The sequence below is a fragment of the Iodobacter sp. CM08 genome (assembly GCF_033446605.1).
Classification (GTDB): domain Bacteria; phylum Pseudomonadota; class Gammaproteobacteria; order Burkholderiales; family Chitinibacteraceae; genus Iodobacter.
The window spans coordinates 16,658-40,255 of record NZ_JAWQUO010000037.1 but is presented as its reverse complement, the minus strand read 5'-3'; the positions used below and the strand labels follow the sequence as shown (position 1 = coordinate 40,255).

Sequence of the window (23,598 nt, the reverse complement as noted above, 5' to 3'; positions counted from 1 at the left end):
GCGCCTCTACAGTATATTGGCCTACATGAGATACATGGCTTTGTTTGAGCAAGCGCTATAATCAGGAAGAGTAATCTCCTTAAATTAACGACTTAAATCCAAAACCACTTTAACTTTAGCGCTTACTTTCTTTTTATCACAATAGGCAATAAAGCCAACATGATTAGCCACCATATCTAAAATGGCATCCGTATCATCAACAGGGGTGGGTGGTGCAATCTGCCCTGAAAATTTCAACCTTGCCCAGTAAGCATCCACATCGGCTAATTCTTTATTTAACAAAAACTTATAAAATTGTTCACGATCAGTTGGAGGAGAAATAACATCAAGTGGCACCGCATTTTGCCCAGAAGGAAACTTACGATAGCGCCCCATAAAAATATTAACCACTTCGTTTTTGCTCAGCTTTTCTACGCCGCTATTGGGATGGACAATCACCACCCAGTCTGCCGAAAAAGCAGCATGACTTAATAACAAAGAAAAGAAAAAGGCATAGATTCGCATTACATTGCCTTAAAAAATACAATCTAACGTTAAGCTATAAATTGTGGCACTCCCATCCCAGCCAGGCTGTTTATTTGCCCACTGAAATGAATCTCTACTTTGCACTTTATCTATTTGAAATTTTAAATCCAAATTACGCATAACATCATAGCGAACACCCATAGAATAAGTGTGCTGATCATCAATATAAACACCTTGCACATTTTTAATGAATGTATTCAATTCTGAAAACATCGGCACATCAGGTAAGCCAGGATTTTTGTTGACTCCCAAAGTGAAAATTTCAGAATATGCCGCAAAAGGAGTGAATTTGCCTATTCGATAACCAAGAATAATATAACCCGCATCATTATCAGGATAAGCAATCGTACTAGCGAATAAGCGGCGAAACATCAGTTGAATTTGTAATGGCCCATTGTCGTAAATCGCACCCGCCGATAAAAAATCAATCTGTTTTCCTTTAATCATAGCCGCATCAGCAAAGCCCGCCAAGCTAGGGTTAATGGCATTAATTTGGGGTGAGCGTAAAATAGCTAATGGCACATCAAAGCCTGGCACTTCATTTTCTAAAGTGAGTTGAGCGTAACCGCCCCTAAATTGCCAATTTTGCCATTGGTAATCTAAATAGCCGCCCCATACCAAGGAGCCTGCCAAATTAATGTTGCCCTCAACACCATTTAAGGGCAGCTTTTCTTTTGCTTCTCCAATAAATACTTTTGCAGTGACAATCCCGTCCCCTAATGGCTGCCGAAACACTAAATCAGCACCATCTATAAAACTAATAGGCAATCCGCCGTAATAATCAACGGGCGGGCGAACGGGTAAATAGGAATAGCCCACATGCTGTGAATCGGCCTGCATATACACATCAAAACCGAGCCGCCCAACGCGAGCTTGCACCGTTTCATTTGGCGCATATTTAACAAAAGCCCAACTGAAATCAGGAGTAAATGTATTGTCATAGCGACGTAAATTGGTGACTTGCGCAGTGGCAGAAAGCGACTCATTAACACGCAGGTCAAACTGAAGGCCAAGCCTAGAGTCCACCCCAAGATCAAAGCGCTGGGTATAGCCTACCCCTTTGCGTTGGGACAAATCACGTAAAAAGTCACCTTGATCGGTGCTGTTATACACGCCTCCCAACGTTGCAAAACCACTCCATGATAGTACGGATTCTTCTGCAAACGCAGGCAGCACCGTAGCGAGCTGCAGGCAGCCGTACATCATCAATAGTGAAGTGATTTTTTTACTCATCTACTTGTAGCCTGTTGAACTTACCGCCCTAGCTTTCAAAAAACCGTCCGCAAACACCCACCTTGCTTGCAGCGCCCCTCCCAAGCTCCTCACTTCAGGCTGACACCTACTTGAAGATAGCTAAGAAGCTAGGAACATCAAGGTTTTCCTGAGAAATGAAGCATGAATAGTGCGTCTGCCTTTCATAGGCCGAGGCAAACTTACATCGCAGCAAGCCTTATTGAGCCAATTCATGCACAAAAAAAACGACTCAAAGAGTCGTTTTTTTTAATTCAAAGCGAATGATCTAACAATAGAAAGGCTTATGCAATAAACGCAGCTACCGCACGCTCGAACCTTTGCATGGCTTCTTGAATATCTTCATCAGTAATCACCAATGAGGGCGCAAAGCGAATCACATTTGGGCCTGCCATTAAAATCATCAGGTTTTCTTTTACCGCTAAATTAAGCAGATCTTTCGCTCGGCCAGCAAATGCGGGGCTAAGCTCCGCACCAATCAATAAGCCCATGCCGCGAACATCCGCAAACACCGCATATTTTTCATTGATTTGATTGAGGGCAGCCACAAACAAGGTACGCTTAGTTTTTACCCCAGCCAATACGGCAGGAGTGTTCACCACATCTAGCAAGGCATTACCCACGGCACATGCCAAAGGATTGCCTCCGTAAGTGGTGCCATGCGTACCTACGGCGAAATGCTTGGCAATATCGTGAGTAGTGAGCATGCAGCCTAGTGGAAAGCCGCCACCAATACCTTTGGCACTGGTTAGGATGTCTGGCGTTACGCCATATTCTTGGTACGCATACAGGCTACCGGTGCGGCCTGCGCCGCTTTGCACTTCATCAAAGATCAGGAAGGCATGGTGTTTATCGCACAATGCCCGTACGCCAGCGATAAATTCCGCGGTAGCGGGCACAACACCGCCTTCACCTTGGATGGGCTCGATAATCACACAAGCGGTGTCATCATCGATCAGGGCTTCAAGTGCGGCTAGATTATTGTATTCAAAGTATTCAATACCCGCTGGTTTTGGGCCAAAACCATCCGAATACTTAGGTTGGCCACCCACGCATACGGTAAAAAAGGTACGGCCATGAAATGAATTGAGCGCGGAGAGCACTTTATGTTTTTTGTCACCAAAGCGCTCAATAGCCGCGCGGCGAGCCAGTTTTAGCGCGGCTTCATTCGCTTCTGCTCCCGAGTTACAAAAGAACACCCGCTCTGCAAAAGTAGCGTCCACCAATTTTTGCGCTAAATCCAGTGCGGGCTCATTGGTAAACGCATTGGATAAGTGCCACAGTTTGCTACCCTGCTCATTTAAGGCGAATACCAGTGCGGGATGGCAATGGCCCAGTGCATTAACGGCAATGCCGCCGGTTAAATCCACATACTCTCGGCCATCTTGATCCCAAACTCGGCTCCCTGCTCCGCGCACAGGTACAAAGGCGGCAGGGGCATAATTAGGGACCATATATTGGTCAAAATCGGCGCGGGTATGGGACATACGAGTATTCCTTTTTCTTAAATAAAAAGCGGCGAGCTACAATCGTAACCCGCCGCTTCTATTTTGTTCAAGATGAAAGCTGTTTTCTTCCACGAAAACCAGCAAAGCCACAAAAAAACACAGAAAATCGAGCAATACACGCCATATCATGGCGGTTTATTCGTAGCTTTTATACTTTTTGTGGACAAATCAAACTTTAAGCTGCTTTACCTGCTAGATACAACCAAGTTTCAACCACGGTATCAGGATTCAGCGAGATGGTTTCAATGCCTTCTTCCACCAACCACTGTGCAAAATCTGGATGATCTGATGGGCCTTGGCCACAAATACCCACGTATTTATTGGCTTTGCGGCAGGCTTTAATCGCCATCGACAACATCGCTTTCACGGCATCATCGCGCTCATCAAAGGACAGCGAAACAGGGCCGCCAGAATCGCGATCAATCCCTAAAGTCAGCTGCGTCATATCGTTCGAGCCAATCGAGAAACCGTCGAAGAATTGCAGGAATCGATCCGCCAGCACGGCATTAGCAGGAATTTCGCACATCATAATCACGCGTAAACCATTGTCGCCGCGTTTCAGGCCGTTGCGCTCAAGCAAATCGATCACGCATTCGGCTTCTTTGAGGGTGCGCACAAAAGGGATCATGACTTCCACATTGGTCAGGCCCATTACATCGCGTACTTTCTTAACCGCGCGGCATTCCAGCTCAAAGCAATCACGGAAGCTCTTATCCACATAACGCGCTGCACCACGGAAACCGATCATTGGGTTTTCTTCGTGCGGCTCGTATTCCGCACCGCCGATCAAGTTTGCGTACTCATTTGACTTAAAGTCAGACAAACGCACAATCACTTTTTTGGGCCAGTAAGCAGCGGCCAGCGTTGAAATCCCTTCAGCGATTTTATCCACATAAAAATCAACCGCACTGCGATAACCCGCAATACGCTCTTCAACCTGTGCTTTTAGTTCAGGCTGCAAATGTGGGTATGCCAGAAGGGCTTTCGGATGCACACCAATCATGCGGTTAATAATGAATTCTAAACGCGCCAAGCCTACGCCTTCATTGGGCAATTGGCAGAATTCAAATGCCAGCTCAGGATTACCCACATTCATCATGATTTTAACGGGCGATTCAGGCATTTGGCCGAGCGAGGTATCCATGCGCTCAAACTTCAAGATCCCTTCATACACATTGCCCGTGTCACCTTCGGCGCAAGATACAGTGACCAAGTCACCATCTTTTAAGACACGTGTTGCATCGCCGCAACCAACCACGGCAGGGATGCCCAACTCACGTGCGATAATCGCCGCGTGGCAAGTACGTCCGCCACGGTTGGTTACGATGGCAGAGGCGCGCTTCATGACCGGTTCCCAATCTGGATCAGTCATATCAGACACCAGCACATCGCCGGCTTCAACTTTATCCATTTCAGAAACATCACGAATCACACGCACGCGGCCCTGGCCAATTTTTTGCCCAACAGAGCGGCCTTCAGCCAGTACCTTGCCCGTTTCAAGCATGCGGAACTTGGTGAGCTTCTCAGCATTACTTTCTTGCGATTTCACCGTTTCTGGACGCGCTTGCAAGATATACAGCTTGCCATCAATCCCATCACGGCCCCACTCCACATCCATGGCGCGGCCATAATGCTCTTCAATAATTAAAGCGTAGCCTGCTAGTTCTTCTACTTCGGCATCGCTAATCGAAAACTTGCTCCGCTCGCTTGGGGCCACATCAACCGTTTTAACGGATTTACCCGCCACGGCTTCTAGATCGAATTCCATCTTGATGGCTTTGCCACCTAAATGGCGACGCACAATGGCTGGGCGGCCTGCACGCAGTGTCGGCTTATGCACATAAAACTCATCAGGATTCACAGCCCCCTGCACCACCGTTTCGCCTAGGCCATAAGACGCCGTTACAAACACCACTTGATCGAAACCGGTTTCGGTATCGATAGTAAACAACACACCCGCCGCGCCCAAGTCCGAGCGCACCATGCGCTGAATACCCGCTGATAGCGCCACCAGCTTATGATCAAAGCCTTTATGCACACGGTAAGAAATAGCGCGGTCATTATAAAGTGATGCAAACACTTCTTTCATCGCGACTAAGACGTTTTCAAAGCCACGAATATTTAAATATGTTTCTTGCTGACCAGCAAAAGACGCGTCGGGCAAATCTTCGGCCGTAGCAGAAGAGCGCACAGCAACGGTTACATCATCGCCAAGCAGTTTATAATGATCGTTAATTTCGCTTTCCAGCTGCGCAGGAAACGGTGTTTCTAAAATCCAAGTGCGAATTTGCTTACCCACGATGGCAAGCTGGCGTACATCATCCACATCTAAGCTACTCATGGCTGCATCGATACGATCGGCCAAGCCTTGATGGGCTAGAAATTGTCGATATGCCGCTGCGGTAGTAGCAAAACCACCGGGAACAGACACACCTTTTTCTGTAAGCTGAGAGATCATCTCACCGAGCGAGGCGTTTTTACCGCCTACCTGTTCTACATCGTGCATACGCAGATGGGCGAAATCGATCACATAGCGTTCGGACATGGTGCGGGCCTCTTAAATGTTGCGTTGCGATAAACTGAGTGCATTTTAGGCTGAGAGCGCTAAGAGACAACTCAGGATAATCCATTACAGGAAAATCCATTACTTGCAGTGAAGCCCTTACTAAATGGGCTGCTAGCAAGGCAGAGCCTAATAAGATAGAGACAGATTTTTGGTGTTTTTGAGCAAAAAGCTTACTATTAACGGAAAAAAACGTGCAAAACAGAGCGTAAACCCGCTTTTTTTGCAGCTAGAAACCTCTTTCAATAGATGGCAAGCCAAAACAAACGGCAGGCCTACACACATAATATTTGGAGATTTACGATGCGTCGCACGGCTTTCTTTGTCTCCGACAGAACTGGTATTACTGCCGAAATGCTCGGCCACTCTCTGCTTACACAGTTTGAAGACGTGACCTTTCACCGAGTCACCCTGCCTTATGTCGATACCCCTGAGAAGGCGATAGAAGTGGCTTTGGAGATTCGTAAGCATTCCGTCATTGATGGCTGCAGGCCATTAGTTTTTAGTACGGTGGTTGACCCGGTTATACGTAAGCTAACCCATGTACCTGAAGCTTTAGTCATCGATTTCTTTGAAATGTTTATCGGCCCACTTGAAGCCGAGCTAGGTCAAGACTCATCGCATACGGTGGGTAAATCGCATGCAATTGTTAATTTTGAAGAATATAAAAATCGAATTGACGCGGTTAATTTCACACTTAACCACGACGATGGCGTGATGCCACGCGATCTTTCTGAGGCAGATTTAATCTTAGTGGGCGTCTCAAGATCAGGAAAAACACCGACGTGTCTCTATTTAGCCCTGCAATTTGGGATAAAAGCTGCCAATTATCCACTGACACCCGAAGATTTTGGCAACCACACCATGCCCAAATTACTGCTTCCCTACCGTAATAAATTGTTTGGTTTAACCATTGAATCAGAGCGATTAACAGAAATCCGCGAAGAAAGAAAACCCGCCAGCAAGTATTCATCTATCGAAAACTGCCGTTTTGAAATCGCCGAGGCCGAAGCGCTCATGCGTCATGTGGGCGTGCCCTATCTCAACACCACCCGTATGTCGATTGAGGAACTCGCCACCACCATCATGCACCGCACAGGCTTGGTACGCCGCACCTATTAAATAGTGATTTTTAAGCCCCTAAAAACACGAAATAAAACCAATGGGCAGCAAAACGACGATTGATATGCTGCAGTTTCTGTTTGTGTATTCCGTGTTTTCCGTGGATAGCACATTGTTTGATTTCGCCACGTAAAGTAATCAAGGGAGGTTTGTAAATTAGCTTGCAACATCCCCACAGACAGGCATTCATTTGTGCTTACGCCATAACACAGCTTCCTTGCCGTTGCACTACACGGTAAACTCAAGCCCTCAACGATCAACGCACTTACTCGGCTTACTCGCATGACACATTCGGCCTCTGATTTAGACAGTATTTTTGAGTTTAAAAGCAGCAGCATCAAACTCCTGTCTTTTGTTCCCGCCACACTAGACCCCAGCCGATTAGAAGCCGCACTATTTGAAAAGCTAGGTGGGCGCGAGCATTTTCTGGCCGGCGAGCAACTTATTATTGATTTCAGCAGCTTACCCGAGCTGCCTTCGGCACTAGAAGTAGGTACTTTAGTCAGGCTTTTACAACAATTTAGCCTTTTGCCCATCGCCGTACATGGCGGTAATAGCGATCAAAAACTCGCTGCGGCGTCTGCTGGCTTAGTTGTTTTGCAAGACGATTCACTCTCCACCCCCATCCCTAGCGCCAACAAATCCGCACCGCCACCACCGGCACTAATCATTACTCGGCCTGTGCGCACTGGGCAGCAGGTTTATGCAAAAGGTGGCGATTTAATCGTACTGGCACTGGTGTCTGCGGGGGCTGAAGTGATTGCCGATGGCAACATTCACGTCTACGCACCTCTGCGTGGCCGTGCGCTAGCGGGTGCAAAGGGTGATAATCAGGCCAGAATTTTCACTACCTGCATGGAGGCCGAACTCGTGTCTATTGCAGGCATATACCGTTCTTTACAAGAAGATCTACCCGATTCGATTCGCACCAAGCCAGCACAAATCTACTTAGATCAAGAAAAAATCGTGATCGAAGCCTTAAACGAAACTAATTAAATATAAAGAAATCAGGGGATTTATAGTGGCAAAAATCATTGTTATCACATCAGGTAAGGGCGGCGTTGGCAAAACCACCACCAGCGCCAGCTTTGCCTCTGGCCTTGCTCTGCGCGGCTTCAAAACGGCCGTGATTGATTTTGATGTGGGCCTACGCAACCTTGATTTGATCATGGGCTGCGAGCGCCGTGTTGTTTACGATTTCGTCAATGTAATCAAGGGCGAAGCAACGCTAAACCAAGCACTCATTAAAGATAAGAACTGCGACAATCTTTATATCTTGCCTGCATCACAAACCCGTGACAAAGACGAGCTATCTAAAGAAGGCGTGGAAAAAGTTCTAAAAGAGCTAGAACAAAGCAACTTTGATTACATCATTTGCGATAGCCCTGCAGGCATTGAGACCGGCGCGTTTATGGCCTTGTATTTTGCTGAAGAAGCGATTGTTGTGACCAACCCTGAAGTCTCATCGGTGAGAGATTCTGATCGAATCATCGGCATTTTAGATGCTAAATCTAAACGCGCCGAAGACGGTGGCACGGTAAAAACACATCTGCTGATTACCCGCTATAGTCCTAAGCGGGTTGATTCGGGCGAGATGTTATCACTGGATGATGTGCAGCATTTATTGCGTATTAAATTGATCGGTGTAATTCCAGAATCCGAAAGTGTCTTGCAAGCGTCTAACTCGGGCAGCCCTGCGATTCATTTAGCGGGCAGCGATGTTTCTGAGGCTTACAAAGATGTGGTCGCCCGTTTCTTGGGTGAAGAGCGTCCATTACGTTTTATTGAAACACCCAAGGCACCGTTCTGGAAACGGCTATTCGGGGGTTAAATATGTCTATTCTGAGCTATTTCTTCGGTGAAAAGAAAAAAACAGCGTCGGTTGCAAGAGAGCGTTTGCAAATTATTTTGGCGCACGAAAGAAACGGTAGAAATACCCCTGATTACCTGCCCCAATTGCAAAAAGAGCTGATTGCCGTCATCTCTAAATATGTAGCGATTAATCCAGAAGACATCATTGTTCAACTGGATCGCAAAGATGATTTTGAAGTTTTAGAAGTGAACATTGTGCTACCTGAAAGCAAAAACGCTAAGGTACAAGAATTACGCTAATGTAATGTAATCCTCGAAAACCTCTTTTTCTACAGAGCACGATTAAATTGTTCGCCAGTTATGTGATTGATCTATCCGACGAGCAATTGCTAAGTAAGACCGGATCGTGACGTTAGGGTTTTCGAGGCGTCCTAAAGAACACCAATGAAGAGAGGCCACACCCTCTCTTCCTTATTTTGAGGTTCACCCATGTCTATAGTTATTAAAAACGCCGACGATATCGCTAAAATGCGCGTTGCAGGCAAACTTGCCAGCGAAGTGCTCGATTACATCACCCCTTTTGTCGCCGTTGGCGTCACCACGGCTGAGATCGATCGTCTTTGCCACGAATATATGCGCGACGTGCAAGGCACCATCCCTGCGCCGCTCAATTACTGCCCACCCGGTTACACGCCTTACCCGAAAGCCATTTGTACCTCGGTCAATCAAGTGGTATGCCACGGCATTCCTGCTGACAAGCCACTTAAAAACGGTGACTGCGTAAATCTGGATATCACCGTTATTAAAGACGGCTACCACGGCGATAACAGCCGCATGTACTTGGTTGGCGATGTCACACCCCAAGCTCGCCGCTTGGCTAAAGTTACATACAACGCGATGTGGATTGGGATTGATCAAGTCAAACCGGGCGCTCGTTTTGGTGATATCGGCGCGGCCATCCAAAAATATGCCGAAGGCGCAGGCTATTCGGTGGTGCGTGAATTCTGTGGCCACGGCATTGGCACCAAATTCCATGAAGACCCACAAGTTTTGCATTACGGCAAAGCAGGCACTGGCCCTGAAATCAAAGTGGGCATGATTTTTACCATTGAGCCAATGATCAATGCAGGCAAGCGCGAGATTAAAGGCATGAGCGATGGTTGGACCATCGTCACCAAAGATCGCAGCTTATCCGCGCAGTGGGAGCACACCATTTTAGTAACCGAAACGGGTTATGAGATTCTGACTCAGTCCGCAGGCACCCCCGCGCGCCCTGATAGCTACGCCATCTAAAATGAAATGCAGGGTGAGTATGTTTTCTCTGCTCGCCTGCATAACCATATAACTCAGGGACAAAACCGTGCTTCTTCTTACTTCACCCTGGCTAATTGGCCTACTTGTGATTGTGTTTTCTATTGGCGTGGCGCTGTGTTTTGTTGGGCTAATGGTGTCTTTAATGACGGCACTCGGCAATAGAAACTGGCTTTGGGCAGCGGGCATGCTACTGGCCTTTCCACTGGCGGCAGTATTCTGCCTGCGCCGCTGGCAGATTGCTGCGTGGCCCGGAAAAATGCTGCTGTCGGGGATGGGGCTGCTTATTCCACCCCTTGCTTACTTTTTACTCATGATTAAATAAGCACTTGCCCCCCCACAACAACAGCCATAAACCGAGGAACTCAAGGAAATAAGCGGCCTTGCTGAGGTAAAGGTACGCCACTTATTTGAGGCGCGTATTGCTGCCTCTGCTGCCACTGCAAGTATGCTTGCTCTCTTAGTGCCCGATCGGCGCGGGCCTCTTCTTCCTGCTTCGCCGTTTCTAAAGCCTCTGCAAATGTATTTTCTGCAAGCGTCGAACGCCCCTCCTTGACCTCTTGCAGCGCCTTTGCTTCCTTGCTAGGCAAAACATCAGCATTTTTTGCCGTGCGCAGGTGCTTAAACATACGGCGATCGATCACAATTACACCCCGCCGATCCTCCCCTTTATGACCAAACCCCAGCGGTACAAGCACCTCAAGTTCTGAGTGCGCGGTAGCTTTATCAGCTACAGAAGACGTAAGAGAATCACCCGTTTGCGCATCAGCCACATCATTTGCTGGCTGACTTAATGCGAGACTGATAGAGGGGCCAAGCGCCTTAGCCGCAAAACTTAATTGGCTTAGACCTAAAGCAAACAAACCCAACACAAAAACCCCATAAGATTTTCTTTCAAACAAAGCAAACACACCCAACTCCTTTTTATTAAAAACAATCACCACCACGCAACATCCGCGAAACCGCATTCATAATGCAGAATTGCAAATTACTATTTTTAGTATGACATCCAGACACCACGCTTCAAACGAGAACTATTACCAACAATAAACACTGATCCGATAATGCAAAGCGAGCAAGAAGTAAAAAACTTCACCTGATTATGTCTCTTGCTCAATTTCATTATAAATATCGTAGGGCGGGTGAAACCCGCGTATTTCTTCAGCATGGCTCACGGGCTTCACCCGCCCTACACATTCAAAAACCAAGTCCAACACTCAAGAAACCCATCTGCACAGACAAGAGACATAATCAGGAAACTTTAAACACTAGCCCGATTTTTTCGCCTTTACCTTCTAACTATTTACCCACTCATGCTGACGGCATTCATTCACATTGGTACACTGACCTTACAAAAAACAGCTAACGGGGTGAGCGCATGTACAGCATTAGACATAGTGAAAAACAGGATATAGAACAAATCTGCCAGCTTTACGCAGAGCCAAGTAATTACTCCGCCACACTGCAAGCACCTTTCCCATCTTTAGAAAAATGGGAAGCGAGGCTTACCCCCACCAGTAACGCTTATAGTTTGGTTGCTATACAGGGCAATGAGGTACTTGGGCAACTGGGCTTGCACCTTGAAACCAATCCACGCCGCAAGCACGTGGCGGGCATCGGCATGGCGGTAAAAAGTAGTGCCCACAGGCAGGGCGTGGGCAATGCTTTATTGCTAGCGGCAATTGATTTAGCCGAGCAATGCCAAGCGATCAGCCGTATTGAATTATCGGTCTACACCGATAATTTGGCAGCCCTCGCCCTTTATGAAAAGCATGGATTTATCAAAGAAGGCCTGTGCAAGAACTACGCGTTTAGAAACGGCCAGTTTTCTGATGTGTATATGATGGCAAGATGTAAATAACCCCTCAGTCACAACCACTCCAACAAGGATGTCACGATGAGCCAAACGCCCTTTGTACTTTATGCTGATTCTCTTTTTACCAGCCCTTATGCCATGTCGGTCTTTGTTGCACTACTGGAGAAAGACCTAGCCTTTGAAATCAAAACGCTGGATTTAGACGCTGGCGATCAGCCGCAAAATACCTACAGCCAGCAATCCCTGACTAGCCGTGTGCCTACACTAGTGGATGGTGATTTCTCTTTATCTGAATCATCTGCGATTACGGAATACCTAGAAGAGCGGTTTCCCGCACCGCAATACAGCCCGCTCTACCCAAAAGACGTAAAAGAGCGCGCCAAAGCACGGCAGATTCAGGCTTGGCTGCGCAGTGATTTGCTCGCGCTGCGCCAAGAGCGCTCCACCAACGTGGTGTTCTTTGCGCCTAGCGATCAACCCCTTTCTGCCAGCGCTCAAGCAGCGGCCGACAAACTGATCAAAGCCGCTGACCTGCTGATTACTGATAATCAGACTTCAATCTTTACCGAATGGTGCATCGCGGATATCGATCTTGCCATCATGCTGCAGCGCCTAATCAAAAATGGCGACCCAGTACCAGAAAAGCTAAAGAACTTTGCCAACACCCAGTGGGCAAGGGCTTCTGTGCAAGCGTGGCTTCAGCAAAACAGAGATTAGCCCGTTATTAAAGGCGCTATTTGCTCAGAGTGCAGCAAGCAGCGCCTGCATAGTTTAGTTCGCTTCCAAGATTTGACCTACACGCACATAGATTCAAAGCCCACCACACATTGCTGGCAAAAAAGATAGCTCGTTCAGGGGCGGCTCGCGCCAGCAGCGGCTAAGCCATCGGCATCAAGCACGGCCACTAAGCTGGCGGCCAATGCCTGTAATGCTGCAAAATCTAGTTCATGTACTGCCTCATTAAGCAACCGCGCAAAGCGTGCATGTGCTGGCGACAAACCCGCTATTCTTTCAGACCAGTCTTCAATCTCAGTGACCTGCCCACCTGCAATCAGGGCATGTAGTTGCCGCACACGCTCAGCAGGCAGCTCGGGGCCCGCTGCTGTAAAAGCAAGCGGCGCGGGTACTTCTTCTGCATGAGCCAAACAGAGGCTGAAATAAAAGCGGCTACCTAGCTGCACAGCACTCTCCACTTGCAGCTCTCCCCCCATGCTTTTGACCATTTGTGAAGCAATGGCCAGCCCTAGACCGTGCCCCTCCTGAGATTCGCTTTGCTCTGCACGCTCAAACGGCAAAAATACCCGCTCATGATCAGACTGGCACATCCCAACGCCCGTATCTTCCACCGCCACTTTCAGCGAAGAGGCGTATGCAGACGTAGGCTGCCATTCTAAGCTCAAAGAAATCACGCCATAACGTGTGAATTTGGCCGAATTAGACAGCAAGTTTTGCAAAACCTGCCTTAATCTCTTCCAATCAGCATAAAGCCAAATAGGGGGATGCCCTTGCTGCAAGTAAATAAACCGATTCTGATACTGTCTTGCCAGCAATTGAGCCTGCTCTCGAATATCCACAATAAACTCATCCAAATGCCCTACGCTTAATTGCACATTAGCATCAACAATTTCGCCCTTGGCGTATTGCATTAGCTCGTCAATTAACTCGAGCTGCTGCCCAGCGCTACGCTCAATCACGGCAGAGAAATGATCATTCCCATCGCCTTTACGTCTATTTTTTGCATATGCAATCATCGTGGCAAGCGGCGCTCGCAAATCATGGCCAATATAGGCCAATAATTTAGTTTTTAATTGATTGGCACTCTGCGCGTCTTCTGCTGCCATTTTTAAGGCAGCCGTTCTATTTTCAACCGCTTGCTCCAACATGCTTTGCTGCGAATTAAGCGTGTCTATCAATGTTTTTTGGGCACTTTCTTTCTCTTGCTTGGCCAAGACAATTCGATCTAAAATAGCCATAAAAAAAGACAGCATAGAAAACATAATCACAAACAACATAAAATGCTCACCCAATAACTCGCTACTGGATAAAACACCTAATAAATCGAGCGCCCTAAACACATTACCCGTCATCACAATCAGTAGCCCCCCAGCAAAATAGCGCATGGCAAGCGCCCCCTTACTGATAAGCTGAAAGCAAATAAGCAGCAATAACGGCACGGTCACTAAAGCAAGCAATACGCCCATTATCGTGCCACGCTGGTAATCCACACATTGCGAAACAAATACCGCACAAAGTGTCCATACCAGCATCAAGCGAATCACTTTATCTCCCCAAGGCAAAAGCACGGCCAAATTGAGGAAATGTCTAACAAATAACAAAAAAAATACAGCACAAATCTGACCAAAAAACGAAAGCGAATTAACCGACCACATCGTGCTTTCTGGCCATAAATATAAGGCGGCATAACCACGCATACAGGCTTCATTGAGCGCAAAAAAAACCACCGCTAAACCGTGATAAAGAAATGAAATATCACGCATAAACACAAATAGCAGTAAGCAATAAAGCACCACAATAACAAAAGCCCCTAATAGCACCCCTAGCCATAAAGAATCGGCCGTTTCATTTTCCCTAAATTCTAATGGCGTAAATAAAGAAGGGGCCAGCGCCATCGATGTCTTACTACTCACCCTAATCATGACGTCCACGGCGGCCCCAGCGGGCAGCTGCAGAGCAAAAACAGCGTGTTTTGCTTTAACGGGGTGTAAAGACAAAGGCGTATCTAGGCCCGCATGGCTCACACTTTGCCAACGGCCATTTTGCCTTAAGTACAGCGTGACAGATTGTAAACGGGGAGCGCCCAAATCCAGCCAACGCATTTGCGGCTGATCGCTCGGATTGCTTAATACCAGCCGCAGCCAAAATGCCGAAGATGAATAACCAAGGCTACGGTGGCCACTCATCCAAGGGGCAGAAAGCGTACGGCTGCTTAGCTGCTCGGCCGATAATGCTTGCGTATCCTCAAATAGCTGATAGGGAATCGGCCCTGATGATAAAACTGTGCTGGCGTAAAGATAAGACGAAAAAAAAAGCAAGAATAAAAACCGCACTTAAGCGGCCTCAATGGTTTTCAGCGACTGCCTAAATGCGGAAGGAGTTGTGGCAAAACGCTCTTTAAATGCGGTGGTAAAATTACATGCATTTTGAAAGCCCGATTGCTCTGCAACATCAATCACCGTCATTTGTGTTTTCGCCAATAATTGCTTGGCACTTAATAGCTTTTGTTCACGGATATAGGCAAAGACCGTCATGCCTGTTCGCGCTTTAAATAATTTACTTAATTTCTTTTCATGCGTGCCAATCTGGCTGGCAATCTCTGCCAAAGAAGGGAGCGGATATAGCGGCTCGCTCAGCATTTTTACCGCTGCGGCCACCAGCACTTCGTCCTGATCCAAAGGCTCAGTTTGCAACTGCGGAGCCTCATTTCTAAACAAACACCCAGATAACTCTAAATGTACTTTTATCCGTGCCAATACCTCATCAGCGGCAAAGGGTTTGCAAATAAAATCCACGGCTCCCGTCGCAAAGCCTTGCAAGCGATTACTCACCGTATTACCAGAAGATAAAAACAACACTGGGATATGCATCAACTGCCCATTCGCTTTTAGCAATCGGCAAGTGGCATAGCCATCCACCCGTGGCATATGCACATCCATAAGAATAAGATCTGGCGGATTTGCCTCTGCCCGCTGATAGCCCTGTTGCCCATCAAAAGCCACGCTGATACGGTAGTTTTGGCTGCGGAGCATATCTAATAACAAGCGTAATTCATCCACCGAATCATCAATAATCAGAATATGGGGTTTATTCGATTTGGTGCTTGACGCCGCTTGATAATCAGGAAAAGAAGACATAAACAGATGGCAATATTGGCAAAGGCGCAATCATAAACATCTATACGACAAACACATAAACAATTTTTTTAACGATAGCCTATAGCCCCCTCCCTCTTACCTATTTTTATCGAAAAACCTATCCCTTTTAGCAAAGCCTTTGTCTGCTCTGGCAAAGGCGGTCACAGTAAAACTCATTCAAACTCAGGCACTTAACAGGCTGGATATCCGCTTGCTTTAAATACTGCCAAATATTTCATTTTTAAGACAATTCGGCAAAAAAAATTTATACGCATTCAGACCACATGCTCTGACCGATTGATTACTTTTGACTACAAAGCCTAAAACCTCATATGAAACGCATAGAACTATCGCATCGCCTCACTAAATCCCAAGGCAAATTTATCTCTGTTGCCATTTGTGCCGTCACCGGCATGCTGATTTACGGTAGCGCAGGCGCTGCGCCCAAAATGGTCATCACCGCCGAGCACACCGCCACGGCAGACAGCAACAATGAAATCAATGGCAATGAAGGCGGCGGGTTTTTTGTTGAATCCGGCAAGCTCAACATCTCCAACACCACGGTTACAAACTTCACCACCAAGGGCGGCGATGGTAGCGGCGGCGGCGCGGGCTTAGGTGGCGCTATTTTTATTAATAGCGGCGCTGAAGCAGTGCTGGAAAATGTGAATTTCTCTGGCAACTCTGCGGTTGGGGGAGATGGCGGGAAAGGAACAGTTGGGGGCAGTTTAAATGGCATCATAAAAAACCAAGCTAACACTAGCGGCACCAACGGTAGTGATGCCAAATCAGGCTCAGCCTACTTTAATGGCGGGAATGGCCTTAACGGCTTAGGTGGTGATGACGGCAGCGAAGGGGGCAAAGGGGGTAAAGGCGGCATAGGAGCTGATGGCTCAGCAGTCACCGCAGACACCATCAAAGCAGCTGCTGACGCGGCCTATGATGTTGCAATGGCCATCAAAAATGCTGCGGATGGAATCAACACAGGAGCGGGTGCAGCTGCTGCGGCTGCCAACCCACTAACTGCAAGCCTAGCACCTTACTTTGGAACAAAAACTGGCTTCATGATCGGTCTACTGTCGGCTGACTCAGCCAAGGCCGCAGTAGATATAGCCTATGTAACCGCCATTACGATTAAAGTACTCGAGGATGGCGCCGCTGGTAATGGCGGTGCAGGGGGCAATGCTGGTAATGGTGGTAATGGCCTGTCATTCCTTGGCGGTGGTCAAGGCGGTGAAGGAGGAAAAGGTGGTGACGCCCATAACAACTCAAGGGCTATCGGTGGTGCTGGCGGCAATGGTGGTACAGGTGGAATTGGTGGCTTTGGTGCTGGTGGAGGCCAAGGTGGCGACGGCGGAAAAGACGGAAATGACGGCCACGATGCCACTCATGCAAAAGACCCAGGCGATGGAGGCAATGGAGGCAAAGGTGGCTTTGCTGCAGGCAAAGGCGGCATGGGCAATGGCGGAAATGACAGCGAACGTGAAGGTGGCGCAGGCGGTTCTGGCCTTGGCGGCTCTATTTTTGTTGGCAAAGGCGGCAAGCTGACCATCAAGGGCGATACCACCTTTGATCGCGGCAATGTCAGCGGTGGCAGTGGCGACGACAATGAAGAACATCTGGGTGAAGCTGGTAAAGAAGCAGGCTCGGATCTCTTTATGATGAAAGGCTCGACCGTGGTACTCGACGCGGGCAAGGGCAAGACCATCACTTTTAATGGCAGCATTGCCGATGACAGCAAGGCTGGCTTGGATGGCGCTAGCAACAACAGCGGCAAAGGCGCTGACCTCACCATTAAAAGTGGTCTGGTCGTCTTTAACGCTGACAACACCTACACCGGCCAAACCAAGATTGAAGGCGGCGCTTTGCACGCCGAAGATGGCACGGGCATCCACGAGCATAGCAATATCAACTTCACTGGCAATCATGACGGTGGCGTACTCGAAACTAAGGGTACTTTTGATCGCTACACTGGTACAGCTAAAGACCGTGTTCAGTGGACAGGCTCGGGCGGCTTTGCAGCAAACGGTGGCGATTTGGAAATCAACCTCAATGGTGGCTCAAAGCGCACATGGGGTAAAGAAGGCTTTGTAGGTGGCGATAATGCGCTGATTTTTGGCTCGGACACCGCCACCGACAATGTCACCTTTAAAAACGCCATTGATATTGACGGTAAAACTGCAACGATCTTAGTCAACACTGGCTCAGCCGAAGGCAAGCACGCGCAAATGGATGGCGTACTGTCCAATGGCAGCTTAGTGGTTGGCGATGCCAGCCATAAAGGTGAGTTAATTCTCAATGCCGCCAACACCTACGCAGATGGCACGACCATTAAAGCAGGTTCGTTGCAGCTTTCGAGTAAAGCCTCGCTGAATAAAGACGGTGCGGTGATCGTTGAAAAAGACGGGCAATTTGATTTAACTAAAACGGGCGATCAAGCCATTGGCACGCTGGCAGGCGCAGGCAAAGTGGCACTGGCAGCCAACACCCTGACGCTTAACCAAGCTGGCAACACCACTTTCTCTGGTGAGATCAGCGGCGAAAAAGGCAATGTGATCAAGCAAGGCGTGGGCACGCTGACCCTATCTGGCGACAATACTTATCTGGGGCAAACCCAGATCAAAGCAGGCACGGTTACGCTAGATGGTAGCTTAGCCAGCCAGAGCGTTGATGTCTTTGCAGGCGCAATACTGAACGACAATCAAGGTGGTCTGCATCAAGATGCCAAGCTTAATAACGACGGCACCATCAATCTAAACGCAGATGACACCGTTGCCAGCCTGACTAACACCGGCACCATTAACGGCAGCAACACGCTGACGGCTAAAACCTATGCGCTTAACCATGGCTCGGTGATCAATGCCAAGCTAGGCACAGGCGAGCTCACTGCCAATGGTACGGTCACTCTGACTGGCACTAGCGCAGCTGAAAAAGTAAATGTAGCCAGCGGCGTGATGACGCTCAGCAGCGGTGAGCGCTTGCTCGATAGCAGCGATGTGATCGTCGATGGCAAGCTAGTCATGGGCGGCAATGAAACCATTGGCACACTGGCAGGCAGCAAGGCAGATGGCGTGCTTGAACTAAGCGGTGCCAAGCTCACACTGCAGCAAAACAAAGACACCACCTTTGCTGGCCATATTGATGATAGTCAAGTCAATCAAGGCAGCGTACTTAAACAAGGCAGCGCAACCCTTACCCTGACCGGCGACAGCCATTACCTTGGCAATACCGTGATCGAAACAGGCGGCATTACGCTAGATGGCACGCTCGCCAGCCTGAATATTGATGTGCAAAAAGACGGCACGCTGACCAACAATCAAGGCGGTCTATCTGCCCTGGCCAAGCTGAACAACGACGGTATCGTTAATCAAAGTAGCGATGACACCGTTAAAACGTTGATCAACACCGGCACCATCAATGCAAGCGCAAATGGCAAGGCCACGCTGACCGCAGACACTTATGCCCTAAATGAAGGTTCGGTCATCAATGCAAACCTAGGTACGGGCGTACTTACCGCCAACGGCAAAGTACAGCTCAACGGCACAAGCTCGGCTGAAACCGTTAACGTAGAAACCGGCGTGATGACTTTAGGCTCGGCGGAGCGTTTACTGAATAGCAGCGATGTCACGGTAAACGCCAAGCTAATTATGGGCGGCGATGAAACCATCGGCACTTTAGCGGGCGCTAAAACGGGCGTGGTTGAACTCTCTGGCAGCAAGCTGACCTTAGAACAAAACCATAACACCACCTTTAACGGCGTGATTCAGGATAAGGACGGCGACAAAGGCAGCCTACTGAAACACGGCACAGGCGAAATCACCCTCACTGGCGATCACACCTTCAGTGGCGACACCACGGTGGATGGCGGCAAGGTGCAATTAAACGGCACGCTGGTCAGCAAAACCGTACACGTTAAAAATGGCACCATGACGTTAGGCTCCGCTGAGCGCCTGCTCAACACCGCAGACATCACCGTCGATGACAAACTCATCATGGGCGGCAATGAAACGGTTGGCACATTGGCGGGCACAACAGCCACTGCGATCGTTGATTTGAACGGCGGCAAGCTAACCTTACTGCAAGAAAAAGACACCCGCTATGCTGGGCAAATCAATGATGCAACATCAACACAAGGCAGTGTACTTAAGAAAGGGAAAAACACACTGACGCTCGCAGGCAACAGCCATTATCTGGGTGATACCACAATCGAACAGGGTGGTATTACTTTAGATGGCACACTGGAAAGCCTGAATCTTGATGTGCAAAAAGACGGCACGCTCAGCGACAATAAAGGCGGCCTATCTACACTGGCTAAGCTGAACAACGACGGCATCGTTAATCAAAATAGTGATGACACGATTAAAACGCTGGTCAACACCGGCACCATCAACGCCAGTACCGATGGCAAAGCCACACTGACGGCAGACACTTACGCCCTAAATGAAGGTTCGATCATCAATGCCAACCTAGGCACAGGCGTGGTAACCGCCAATGGCAAGGTTGCGCTCAACGGCACAAGCACGGCGCAAACCGTGAATGTGGCAAGTGGCACCATGACTTTGGGCTCTGCAGAGCGTTTGCTGGATACGAGCGATGTCAGCGTAGACGGCAAATTAGTACTGGGCGGCAATGAAACCATCGGCACGCTGGCAGGCAAGGCAAGTGGCATTGTTGATCTGAATGCGGGCAAGCTGACCTTACAACAAAATACCGACACCCTATTTGCTGGCCAGATTAATGACTCGCAAATAAATAAAGGCAGCGTTGTAAAACAAGGCACAGCCACCATCACCCTGACGGGCGCAAGCCATTACATCGGCGAGACTCGAATTGAAAGTGGCGGCATCACACTGGATGGCTCACTCGCCAGCCTGAAGCTGGACGTGCAAAAAGGCAGCACCCTGACAAACAATCAAGGCGGCTTGGCTGATCTGGCTCAGCTTAATAACGATGGCACCGTCAATTTAAACCATGACGATACCATTGCCGCGCTGATCAATACCGGCACCATCCATGCTAGCACCGACGGCAAGGCCACCCTCACCGCCAAGACTTACGCGCTGAACGACCACTCGCTAATCAACGCTAACTTGGGCTCGGGCAGCCTGATTGCCAATGGCAATGTAGCGCTTAATGGCACTAGCGCCGCAGAATCGGTCAAAATTGATTCCGGCATCACCACGCTGGGCGCAGCAGACCGATTATTAGACACCGCAAAAGTCAGCATTGCGGGCAAGCTGGTCTTGGGCGGCAATGAAACCATCGCCCAGCTATCTGGCCTTGGCGAGTTGGATTTAAACGCTGGCAAACTGACCCTTCAGCAAAACACCGACAGCCTGTTTAGCGGCCAAATCAACGACGCTTCTGGCAAGGGCAGCTTTGTTAAACAAGGCAGCGGCATGCTGAGTATGTCGGGCGTGAGCAGTTACAAGGGTGCAACGCGCATTGAGCAGGGTGCCATCACGCTTAGCGGCAAACTCGCCAGCCAAGATATTTATATCGCAAAACCCGCCACGCTTAATAATCAAAATGGCGGCTTATCGACAACAGCCAAGCTTAGCAACGATGGCACACTGAAAATTGATGCAAATCAACGCATTGCCAGCCTAAGCAATAGCGGCCACATCATTGGTAACGGCACCTTAAGCGCGAGCAACTATGCGCTGAACGATGGCTCGGTAGTGAATGCCAATCTAGGTGACGGCACGCTGGAAACGCACGGAAAAGTCACTCTCAATGGCACGAGTGCGGCAGAAAACGTGCATATTTTTGATCAAAGTGCGCTAACTCTAGGTGCAGCTGAGCGTCTGAATAAAAATGCCACGGTGCAGATCGATCAAACGGGTGAAATGATTCTGGCAGGCGGCGATCAAACGATCAAAACCCTGAACGGCTCAGGTACGGTGAATTCCACCACCCATAAACTCACCGTCACCAATGGCGGGGTATTTACCGGCAAGATCAACGCGGCCAAAACCGATTTGATCAGCACTGGCGGCAAGCTCGATATCAGTGGCAATAGCAACACCGACACCGATACCATTCATGTGCAAAACAATAGCCAAGTAGCGGTAAGCGACAAGGCCGTGGTTACAACAGGCACGGCAACGGTAGATAAGGGCGGCGTACTCACGCTGAACGATTCCAACAGCCTGAAGTACGATGTATTGACGGGCGGCGGCACGGTTAGCACTATTTCTGGCTTGTTTACCAACAGTAAGAAAGTGCAAGGCTTCTTAAGCTTTGACGGTGATTTCCGCAATGAAGGCACGCTGGCTCCGGGCAACTCGCCTGGCGTGATTAATATCGCTGGCAATTACAATGAAGCGGGCGTATTGCAATCTGAGCTGCAAAACACCACGCCAATCACTGGTCACGATCAGCTGCGGGTTGCAGGCAAGATCACGCTAGAATCCAACAGCCAGCTGGTGGTCCAAACCTACGGTGGCAGCGCACCACGCCTTGGTGAGGTTTATCAGATTCTTGCGGATCAAAACGGCAACGCCAAACGCGTCAGCGGCCACTTTGCTGAGGTGAAGTTTGATTTGGATGGCTTAGCGGGCAGCAATGCCGCCGTGGTCAATGCGGCAGCGGTATTTGACGTCGCCACCGGCCAAGTGCTAACCACGGGATTAAACCTGCCACAAAGCACCTTTGCTGACCTCGGCAATACGCCTAGCCAGCGTGCGGCAGCGGCAGCGTTGATGAATATTGCCACCAAGGAAGTTGGCAGCAATCAAATCGACACCTCGCTTGCAGCAGGTAAAAACGCGGGTGAATTCCTGACTGCCAATGGTGCAACGGTGTCATCCAATGTAGAGCGCCTCACACCAGAATATTACGGTGCGATCAGTGATTACGCCCTACAAAACAAACGCAGCATGTTGAACCTACTACAAGCCCGTGGCACGCAAGAGCAAAACTCAGCTTATGCAGGCTATATGCGCAGTGGTGGTCAATCGGCAGGCAACTCGCATATCAGCCGCAATGATTACTATCTGGGTGCGGAATTCAACGTGAGCCAAGATCTAAAGTTGGGCAGCGTCCTAACCGTTAACAACGGCAAGCTAGAGGCTCACTTTGGCTCAGGCAATGTCAATGGTCATAGCTTCACGGCCTACCTTGCCTACCAGCCTTTAAGCGCTCTTAATGTGCTTGCCAGCGTGGCTTACGCCAAGTATTCCTACGATCTAGATCGTAGCGGCGTGAGTGGCCAGATCACCGGCTCCACCTCGGCACGCGGCATTGATGCTAGCTTAGCCGCCAGCTACAAAGCCTATGCGGATCAAGACCTGACCGTGCTAACACGTAGCAACCTCAGCCACGGCAAAGTCATGGTGGATGCATTTAACGAGCAAGGCACCAGCCACCGCCTGCAACTAGGCAGTGTCGACGCCAACCAGTTTACTTGGCAGCTTGGTACATCATTGATTTGGGGCGCTAAAGATCAGCCTTTAAAACTAGGGGTAGATCTGGGGATTGAGCGTCACTTCAGCAATCAAAGTGATGATATGCAAAGCACATTAGCCGTTGATCAACGTGTGACCGCGCCAATTGAATTTGCTAAAGACCGCGATATCGGCGCGAGCATTGGCTTTAACGCCAACTATAAACTCAGCAAAGACGTCTCACTATTTGGCAAGGTGGAATACCTGAGCAACAAAGACAGCAGTTATAGCGGCCAAACAGGCTTGAACCTAAGCTTTTAATCAAGACGCAGGCTCTGCCTTGGCAGAGCCTCGTTAAGCCCCTTATTTAATCTAAACGGAGAGCCTTGCTCTCCGTTTTTTTGCCTAGAAACATCATCCACACCCTGTA

16 protein-coding genes are annotated in these 23,598 nt (G+C 48.9%); 9 read left to right on the top strand and 7 right to left on the bottom strand.

The window, feature by feature from the left end; all coding sequences use genetic code 11:
* Positions 1–84: 84 nt before the first annotated feature.
* From R6242_RS17980 to ppsA, 4 genes are all read right to left on the bottom strand, one after another.
* Positions 85–504 (bottom strand): hypothetical protein, encoded by a 420-nt coding sequence (locus tag R6242_RS17980; RefSeq protein WP_318429483.1) that lies wholly within the window; start codon positions 502–504, stop codon positions 85–87.
* Between the two features lie 9 nt (positions 505–513).
* Positions 514–1,758, bottom strand: a complete 1,245-nt coding sequence (locus tag R6242_RS17975) for a hypothetical protein (RefSeq protein WP_318429481.1) — start codon at positions 1,756–1,758, stop codon at positions 514–516.
* Positions 1,759–2,060: 302 nt separating this feature from the next.
* Positions 2,061–3,263 carry an aspartate aminotransferase family protein gene (locus R6242_RS17970; protein WP_318429479.1) on the bottom strand — a complete coding sequence of 401 codons (1,203 nt, stop codon included), beginning with the start codon at positions 3,261–3,263 and terminating at the stop codon, positions 2,061–2,063.
* A 196-nt stretch (positions 3,264–3,459) separates the two neighbouring features.
* On the bottom strand, positions 3,460–5,829 hold the full coding sequence (gene ppsA / locus R6242_RS17965; protein ID WP_318429477.1) for a phosphoenolpyruvate synthase: 2,370 nt from the start codon (positions 5,827–5,829) through the stop codon (positions 3,460–3,462).
* A 321-nt stretch (positions 5,830–6,150) separates the two neighbouring features.
* Here ppsA and R6242_RS17960 point away from each other — a divergent pair, with 321 nt between their 5' ends.
* From R6242_RS17960 to R6242_RS17935, 6 genes are all read left to right on the top strand, one after another.
* Complete coding sequence (locus R6242_RS17960; RefSeq protein WP_318429475.1) at positions 6,151–6,969, top strand: pyruvate, water dikinase regulatory protein; 819 nt, start codon at positions 6,151–6,153, stop codon at positions 6,967–6,969.
* Positions 6,970–7,251: 282 nt separating this feature from the next.
* Positions 7,252–7,965, top strand: coding sequence for a septum site-determining protein MinC (minC, locus tag R6242_RS17955; protein WP_318429473.1), 714 nt, complete (start codon positions 7,252–7,254; stop codon positions 7,963–7,965).
* A 25-nt stretch (positions 7,966–7,990) separates the two neighbouring features.
* Positions 7,991–8,800, top strand: a complete 810-nt coding sequence (gene minD / locus R6242_RS17950; protein WP_130107571.1) for a septum site-determining protein MinD — start codon at positions 7,991–7,993, stop codon at positions 8,798–8,800.
* A gap of 2 nt (positions 8,801–8,802) precedes the next feature.
* The gene (gene minE, locus R6242_RS17945) at positions 8,803–9,081 is read left to right on the top strand and encodes a cell division topological specificity factor MinE (RefSeq protein ID WP_293935719.1); all 279 of its coding nucleotides are present in this window, start codon (positions 8,803–8,805) and stop codon (positions 9,079–9,081) included.
* A 189-nt stretch (positions 9,082–9,270) separates the two neighbouring features.
* Positions 9,271–10,074: a type I methionyl aminopeptidase gene (map, locus tag R6242_RS17940; protein WP_318429469.1), complete on the top strand. Its 804-nt coding sequence runs from the start codon at positions 9,271–9,273 to the stop codon at positions 10,072–10,074.
* Positions 10,075–10,141: 67 nt separating this feature from the next.
* A complete protein-coding gene (locus tag R6242_RS17935; RefSeq protein WP_318429467.1) occupies positions 10,142–10,417 on the top strand; it encodes a hypothetical protein in 276 nt (91 codons plus the stop codon).
* Between the two features lie 40 nt (positions 10,418–10,457).
* On the opposite strand, the gene R6242_RS17930 is transcribed toward R6242_RS17935, so the two are convergent.
* Entirely contained in the window at positions 10,458–11,060 is a 603-nt protein-coding gene (locus R6242_RS17930; RefSeq protein ID WP_318429465.1) for a hypothetical protein, read from the bottom strand.
* 410 nt (positions 11,061–11,470) lie between these two features.
* Here R6242_RS17930 and R6242_RS17925 point away from each other — a divergent pair, with 410 nt between their 5' ends.
* Together R6242_RS17925 and yfcF are read left to right on the top strand one after the other, a co-directional pair.
* The gene (locus R6242_RS17925) at positions 11,471–11,953 is read left to right on the top strand and encodes a GNAT family N-acetyltransferase (RefSeq protein ID WP_318429463.1); all 483 of its coding nucleotides are present in this window, start codon (positions 11,471–11,473) and stop codon (positions 11,951–11,953) included.
* A gap of 36 nt (positions 11,954–11,989) precedes the next feature.
* Positions 11,990–12,625, top strand: a complete 636-nt coding sequence (yfcF, locus tag R6242_RS17920; protein WP_318429461.1) for a glutathione transferase — start codon at positions 11,990–11,992, stop codon at positions 12,623–12,625.
* 134 nt (positions 12,626–12,759) lie between these two features.
* Here yfcF and R6242_RS17915 read toward each other — a convergent pair whose 3' ends face one another.
* Both R6242_RS17915 and R6242_RS17910 read right to left on the bottom strand, forming a co-directional pair.
* Positions 12,760–14,976 carry a sensor histidine kinase gene (locus R6242_RS17915; protein WP_318429460.1) on the bottom strand — a complete coding sequence of 739 codons (2,217 nt, stop codon included), beginning with the start codon at positions 14,974–14,976 and terminating at the stop codon, positions 12,760–12,762.
* Complete coding sequence (locus R6242_RS17910) at positions 14,977–15,780, bottom strand: response regulator (RefSeq protein WP_318429459.1); 804 nt, start codon at positions 15,778–15,780, stop codon at positions 14,977–14,979.
* Between the two features lie 332 nt (positions 15,781–16,112).
* Here R6242_RS17910 and R6242_RS17905 point away from each other — a divergent pair, with 332 nt between their 5' ends.
* Positions 16,113–23,489: an autotransporter-associated beta strand repeat-containing protein gene (locus R6242_RS17905; RefSeq protein ID WP_318429457.1), complete on the top strand. Its 7,377-nt coding sequence runs from the start codon at positions 16,113–16,115 to the stop codon at positions 23,487–23,489.
* The last annotated feature ends 109 nt before the right edge of the window (positions 23,490–23,598 follow it).